The sequence below is a fragment of the Okeania sp. genome (assembly GCF_035285525.1).
Lineage (GTDB): Bacteria > Cyanobacteriota > Cyanobacteriia > Cyanobacteriales > Microcoleaceae > Trichodesmium.
This window is the reverse complement of the sequence record NZ_JAYKGW010000210.1, coordinates 113,071-120,360: the sequence shown is the minus strand read 5'-3', so window position 1 is coordinate 120,360 and position 7,290 is coordinate 113,071. Positions and strand designations below refer to the sequence as shown.

General features: G+C 41.0%; 3 protein-coding genes. 1 reads left to right on the top strand and 2 read right to left on the bottom strand.

Going from position 1 to position 7,290, the window contains the following annotated elements; genetic code table 11:
- The first annotated feature begins 380 nt into the window (after positions 1-380).
- Positions 381-3,080, top strand: a complete 2,700-nt coding sequence (locus VKJ25_RS20120) for an FG-GAP-like repeat-containing protein (protein WP_324238419.1) — start codon at positions 381-383, stop codon at positions 3,078-3,080.
- 410 nt (positions 3,081-3,490) lie between these two features.
- Here the strand turns inward: VKJ25_RS20120 and opcA are convergent, their stop codons facing one another.
- Both opcA and zwf read right to left on the bottom strand, forming a co-directional pair.
- Positions 3,491-4,813 carry a glucose-6-phosphate dehydrogenase assembly protein OpcA gene (gene opcA / locus VKJ25_RS20115; protein WP_324238418.1) on the bottom strand — a complete coding sequence of 441 codons (1,323 nt, stop codon included), beginning with the start codon at positions 4,811-4,813 and terminating at the stop codon, positions 3,491-3,493.
- 795 nt (positions 4,814-5,608) lie between these two features.
- Positions 5,609-7,138 (bottom strand): glucose-6-phosphate dehydrogenase, encoded by a 1,530-nt coding sequence (zwf, locus tag VKJ25_RS20110; protein WP_324238417.1) that lies wholly within the window; start codon positions 7,136-7,138, stop codon positions 5,609-5,611.
- Positions 7,139-7,290: the final 152 nt, after the last annotated feature.

Genomic DNA, 7,290 nt, shown 5'->3' with positions numbered 1-7,290 from the left:
GAATCGCCGTTAACCCCTAAAAATAACCATATTTTTCATATTCTGCGTCAGTCTCGATTCTCAAAATAAACTATTGTACAATAGTTTATTTTATAGTCAACCAAACTGAATTGTGAAGCGATCGCCAATTTCAGTTATCAGTTATCAGTTATCAGCATAAAGCTTTAGCGTATCAAGTCCATAACGACCATTTTTTGTAGGGGCAAATGGCATTTGCCCTCTACAGATAGGGGTATTATTCAGAATTTCCCTGAGTCCTCGTCCAGTTAATCTAAAATCTAAAACTGTAAATTGATAAAAAAAGGGGTTTAATACTAGACAAAATCCAAATAAAGCTGCTATAATTACTGACAAAAAATACATCAACCCCCAAAGGCAAAATGGACAACCCCCTACCTGAAGACAACCCAAGCCTCCTGGTAGAGCCAATTTCCATCTTCCCGGAAATTGAGTATTGGCCAGGAAGTTACCTAAGTCCGGAAACTACAGACCTCGTTATTCAAGATGCCTGGACTGAGGTTCGCGATGAATTGGCGGATTTTCTCTTAGCCCCAGATTTCGCTACGGATATGCAGACGGCTTTTGGCTCAGAGGTTAATCTAGAATCTGCTAGAGATTATATTGAAGATATTTTGGCTGGGGAAAGGTTGCCCGATTTTCGGGTTCTGCCGACGGCGGACATGAATCCGGCGCTTGGTGGTTTTGATGTTTTGACTGGTACGGTTTATTTGGCTGATTCTTTATTGGCTGGAACGGAAGATGGAATTTTGGTGGATGTGGTGTTGGAGGAGGTTGGGCATTATTTGGATGGGTTGCTCAATGAGGAAGATTCTGCTGGAGATGAGGGTAAGATATTTGAACGGTTGGTGAGTGGTGAGCCTTTGAGCGAATGGGAGCTTTTGCGAATTCGGGATGAGGATGATGTGGTAGAGATTTTGGATGGGAGTTTGTTGTTTCAGGTGGAGGCGAGTCAGGCGATTGATTTCGATTTAGCTGGTAGTCTTACCGTGGGAAGCTCACCTACAGCGGTAGCAGTCGAAGATTTTAATCAAGATGGCATTGCCGATTTGGCTGTGGCAAACAGCAACATATCAGTATTATTAGGAACCAGCTTTGGTAGTTTTGGTGCAGCTATTAATTTTGACGTTGCAGGCGATCCTGACTCACTAGCAGTAGAGGATTTTAATGGAGATGGCATTCCTGATTTGGCTGTGGCAAACAGGTTGTCAGAGGAAATATCAGTGTTAATCGGAATAGCTGACGGTAGTTTTGGTGCAGCTACTAATTTTGATGTAGGAGGCCGCACTGACTCAATAGTAGCAGAAGATTTTAATCGAGATGGCTTTGTTGATTTGGCTGTGAGTTCAGGCAATAGTAGCAGTTTTAGAGGTGAAATAGAAGTGTTACTGGGAGAAGGTAACGGTAATTTTGGTGGAGCTACTAGCTTTCGTGTGGGAGCCTTCCCCCGCTCAATAGGAGTAGGAGACTTTAATAGAGATGGCATTTTCGATCTGGTTGTGGCAAACAATAATTCAAACAACATATCAGTGTTAACCGGAGTAGGTGACGGTAGTTTTGGTCAACTTACTAACTATAATGTGGGAAGCAGACCAATATCTATAGCAGTAGAGGATTTTAATCAAGATGGCATTGCTGATTTTGCTGTAGGAAACTGGAGTTCAGACAACATATCAGTATTATTAGGAACAAGCTTTGGTGGTTTTGGTACAGCTATTAATTTTGATGTGGGAGACGGACCATACTCAGTAGCAGTAGAAGATTTTAATCAAGATGGCATTGCCGATCTAGCTGTAGCGAACCAGCGTTCAGACAATGTATCAGTATTACCTGGAATAGGTGATGGTAGTTTTAGTCAAGCTATTAATTTTGCTGTGGGAGACGGACCATACCCATTAGCATCAGAAGATTTTAATGGAGACGGCATTCCCGATCTAGCTGTGGGAAACGAATATTCAGACGATGTATCTATCCTCATCAACACAACTCCCGTAAACTTCACTCCCAACATTAGCATCTCTGACGCCAAAATAACTGAAGGCAACAAAAACAAAACCGCAAGATTCATAGTCACCCTAGACAACCCCAGTGACGAAATAGTAAAAGTCAACTACACCACAGCTAACCAAACCGCAAAAGTTAACCAAGACTACAAACAGACAAAAGGAACCCTTACCTTCCAACCAGGACAAACCGAAAAAACTATCCCAGTTCCCATCATTGGAGATAAGCGCGACGAAAAGAACGAAAAATTTAAAGTCAATCTCAGCAAACCTCGAAATGCGGAACTCCAGGATAAACAAGCTATAGGAACCATCATTGATAACGACGAACCTCCCACTCCCAAAATATCCATCGGCGACGCCAAAGTAACCGAAGGAAACAGAGGTCGGAAAAATATGGAATTTGAAGTAAAATTAGACAACTCCAGCAGTCAAACAGTCAAAGTTAATTATGCCACAAAAGATGGCAGTGCTAGATCGGGAAAAGATTATCAGAAGCAAAACGGAGTTCTGACATTTAAACCAGGGCAAAAGAAAAAGACAGTCAGTATTCCTATCCTAGGAGATACCAATGATGAAAATAATGAGAAGTTTCAGGTAAATCTCAGCAAACCCAGAAATGCTCAGTTGTCAGACAGAAAGGGAATAGGAACTATTCGCGATAATGATACACAAACTCAAAATTCACAAAATCCAGGACAAGGAGATACATCAGAGGAGTTTGCAGATGCTACTAATCTAGGATTTCTTTCCCTAGAGCAAACTTCCAGAGTTGATAATATTGGCTTACTCACAGGAACGAACGACCGAGATACAGAAGATTTTTATCGTTTCCGAGTCAAGAAAGAAGGTTTAGTGAGTATTTTTGTAGATGGTTTCGTGCAAAACTTGGGAATTAAATTGTATGGAGAAAATGAAGAACTGATTAACCAATCAAATGCGGATGATATTCAACCAGAGGTGATTCAAACTTCTTTAGATCCTGGCATTTATTATTTAGAAGTATTTCCAGTAGGTAGCAGTGCCACTGGTTATAGATTAATCGCTAATATTGTTTAAGTATAATGATTTGTGATCAAAACTGTAGTGTTTTGGTCTCCAAACCCCTAATGTTTAAGTATAATGATTTGTGATCAAAACTGTAGTGTTTTGGTCTCCAAACCCCTAGTTATGGTTTGCTGAAAAAAGTAGAGTGTCGGGAGGGTAGGGAATGTGGAACCCACCCCTAATATCAAATCCGGTAGTATCGGTAGAATTCAAGACCGTAGGGGTTTGGTCTCCAAACCCTCTACAAACTTATTGTCTAAAGCTAGTGGATTTGATATCAACCCAACCCCAACCCCTGCTAGGAGGTAGGAGGACCAAGTTTTTTTCTCACTAATTATCTGGACATGATATTAGTCCTGCTGACTAAAAGGGGGTTTGGAGACCAAACCCCTACCCATCAAATCTGCTCTATACTACCAAAATTAACGCAACTTGATAATTTCAGTAGTTACAGCTAAACTCTCTTCATACAAAACCTCTCTTCCCCAACGTTGTAACTGTTGAGCCATCAAATATTCCGCCTTCTGATCGCTTAAAGCACTTACCTGCTCTGTCCGACAAGACTGGGCACTACCACCCGCTTCTAATCTCATACAACCAGTAGTTTCAGAACACAAAATAGTACAACAATCTGTATTCGGATTACTCGAATCTAAACGTACACCCACTAAATCTCCAGGAATTTCCCCATAGTCAGCAGTGGGAATAGCTGCTAACTCTGCTAAAATCTCCTTACCATTAGGACCGATAAACTTAATATGGGTAATATCATAATCACCACCATTTGCAGTATAAGTTTGAGGTTGCCAATTAAGACGACTAGCGAACCAACCTAAAAACATTAATGCTTGAGCGGGGTTCCCTTTTTCATAATCAAGAGTAATTATGTCAATTTCACCCAGAGAAGCCCGACGTTCTGGTGGGTCAAAAGTAGCAGCGGTTAACTCTTGCCATGCAGATATTCGATGCCAGTTTAAGTCAGCAATATAAGTTTCATTTTCAATCAACTCCTCCATTTTCAGAAATTCTGATTCTGGATTGCTAAAATAAGATGAATCCACAATAATGCAATTGCTATTTTCAGACAGGCGACGGAAAAGTTCTTGTTCTGGGTTAGGAGTAGCTTTCCACCAAACAAATTTAGGTAAATCGGGAACCATTAATGATGTAACTACGTCTCCCATCCGTTCCAGTGCTTCTTTGGTTCCCCGTAAGGCAATATATTCACAACAAATTAAGGAAGACTCCTTTTTCTGAATGGGGCAATAAGCAGAAACTTGAGCTGTTACCCCTGTATCCTCTCCAAAGGTAGGACATAATATGATAATTCTACAGGGATTTTGACTAGCGATCGCTTCACTAATATCAGAACCCCTAATATCCAGATTGGAGAATTGTTGGTCTTCGGGTAATTTTGCTGCCCACTCGGAACGTAACTTACTGAGGGTTTCGGAGTCTAGTCTACCTGTGATTGGTAATTTATAAGTTTTTTGAGCCTCTTTGATAGCTTCACGACTTCTTCTTCCATTAAAACCATCTATTTCACCTTTGTAGAATCCCAAACCAGCTAAAAGTTGTTGGCATTCTTCGGGTGCATAGATGACCATACTAAAAGTTGCAGCTCTGGTAGCAATGGGAGCAGCTTTGCCTCCACCTTGACTAAGCCAGATTTTATTGAGTTCTGCTTCAATTTCACTGAGAGAAATATCTTTTGGTTGTTGTAAGGCAACAAGTGTTGTCATCATAATATCAGTTATTAGTTATCAGTTATCAGTTATCAGTTATAAGTTATCAGCTAAAGTGGTTTTCATTTATTGTAACACATCCTTCCAGGCTCTAACCAGCAAGATACCTGTGTCACCAATTTATTGTAAGCTTTCTAGGCTGTAACCAGGAAGATACCCGTGTCACCAATTTATTGTAAGCTTTCTAGGCTGTAACCAGGAAGATACCCGTGTCACCAATTTATTGTAAGCCTTCTAGGCTGTAACCAGGAAGATACCCGTGTCACCAATTTATTGTAAGCCTTCTAGGCTGTAACCAGCAAGATACCCGTGTCACCAATTTATTGTAACACAGCCTTCTCGGCTGTAACCAGCAAGATGCCTGTGCTACATTTACGTTTTTACAGGTCAAGACCCTGTGTTGTATTTACCTTGATTACAGGCAAGATGCCTGTGTTACATTTACGTTTTTACAGGTCAAGACCCTGTGCTATATTTACCTTAATTACAGGCAAGATGCCTGTGTTACATTTACCTTAATTACAGGCAAGATGCCTGTATTACATTTACCTTAATTACAGGCAAGATGCCTGTGCTATATTTACCTTGATTACAGGCAAGATGCCTGTGTTACATTTACCTTGATTACAGGCAAGATGCCTGTACTACATTTACGTTTTTACAGGTCAAGACCCTGTGCTATATTTACCTTGATTACAGGCAAGACACCTGTGCTACAGTTACGGTTATTAGAGGCAAGATACCTGTGCTACAGGTTTTAGCGGATAACTGATAACTGTTCACTGAATAACTGCTTTAAAGTCTGCGCCAACGACGACCATCTCGATTCAACAAAAGTTCTGCCTCAACTGGTCCCCAACTACCTGCTTCATAAAGAGGTATTGCATCTGGTGGAGCCGGAGCATCCCAAATACTAAGTATTGGTGTTAATGCTCGCCAAGATGCTTCCACTTCATCACCACGAGTAAACAAAGTTTGATCTGCTAACATACAATCAATCAATAAACGACTATAAGCATCTGTACTTGGTTTACCAAAAGCAGTATCGTAACGGAAATCCATATCTACCGAGCGAGTCCGCAAAGAACTACCTGGTGTTTTCACTTCAAAACGCATAGATATCCCCTCATTAGGTTGGATGCGCAAAGCCAAAACATTGGGGTTTGCTTGTTTAGCTGCGGACTGGAACATCAAATATGGAACTTCTTTAAACTGAATCGCAATTTCCGAGACTTTTTTTGGCATTCGCTTCCCAGTCCGCAAATAGAATGGTACTCCTTTCCAACGCCAGTTATCAATATTCAGTTTCAGTGCTGCATAAGTAGGTGTTGTTGAATTAGAATCTGCTCCACCCTCTTCCCGATAAGCTGGAACATTTTTACCTTTCATCCAACCCTCTGTATACTGACCACGAGTTGCTGAATATTCTAACCGTTCTAAATCTGCCAAGTGAGTTGCCTGAACTACTTTCACTTTTTCGTTGCGAATACTGTCAGCATCTAGGGAGTTAGGAGGTTCCATTGCTGTCAAAGAAAATAACTGCATCAGGTGGTTTTGTACCATATCCCGCAGAGCGCCAGATGTTTCATAATATCCAGCACGTCCTTCTAATCCTACTGTTTCTGCCACAGTAATTTGCACGTTATCGACAAATTGACGATTCCACAAAGGTTCAAAAATGGCATTAGCAAATCTAAATACCATTAAGTTTTGCACAGTTTCTTTACCCAGATAATGGTCAATGCGATATATTTGCTCTTCCGGGCAAACTTGACGGACAACTTTATTCAGTACCTGAGCAGAACTAAGGTCTCTACCAAAAGGTTTTTCAATAACTAATCTTTGCTTTTTGGGGTCAGCTAACATTCCGGCTGCCCCTAACTGTTGAGTAGCTTCCCCAAAAAAGCGGGGTGCTACCGATAAGTAAAATACACGATTACCTCGCGTACCCCTCTCTTCATCCAGTTCAGCTAAAAATTCTTTGAGTTTCTGATAATCTTCTGGTTTGTCTATGTTTCCAGAGCAGTAAAAAAGTCCTTTGGCAAAATCATTCCAGATATCTTCAGATTGTAAACCACCCCCAAAGTCTTGTATACCAGTCCGCATTTGTTCGCGGAAATAATCATGGCTCCATTCTCTGCGGGCGACTCCGACTATTGTTAGTTCGGGGGGGAGTCTCCGTTCGAGCTTCATTTGATATAATGCAGGAACCAGTTTTCTTTGGGTTAAGTCACCGGATGCACCAAAAATAATCAGAATTTGTGGTTCGGGAACCCGGTCTTGTTGTAATCCAACCCGTAAAGGATTTTCTAATAATGCTACCATTTATTCAGTTATAAAGAGGGAACAGGGAACAGGGAACAGGGAACAGGGAACAGGAAGAAAGAGTTGATAATTTCTGGATGAGTTTCAAGATTTAGCCGTAGGTTGGGTTGTTCTTGTTAGGGTTGCGTAGCATGGTACGAGACCCAACATTA

What these genes read in the sequence shown, in the direction of transcription:
- VKJ25_RS20120 (WP_324238419.1), top strand. Translation starts at nt 381, where the DNA reads ATGGACAACCCCCTACCTGAAGACAACCCAAGCCTCCTGGTAGAGCCA.
- opcA (WP_324238418.1), bottom strand. Translation starts at nt 4,813, where the DNA reads ATGATGACAACACTTGTTGCCTTACAACAACCAAAAGATATTTCTCTC.
- zwf (WP_324238417.1), bottom strand. Translation starts at nt 7,138, where the DNA reads ATGGTAGCATTATTAGAAAATCCTTTACGGGTTGGATTACAACAAGAC.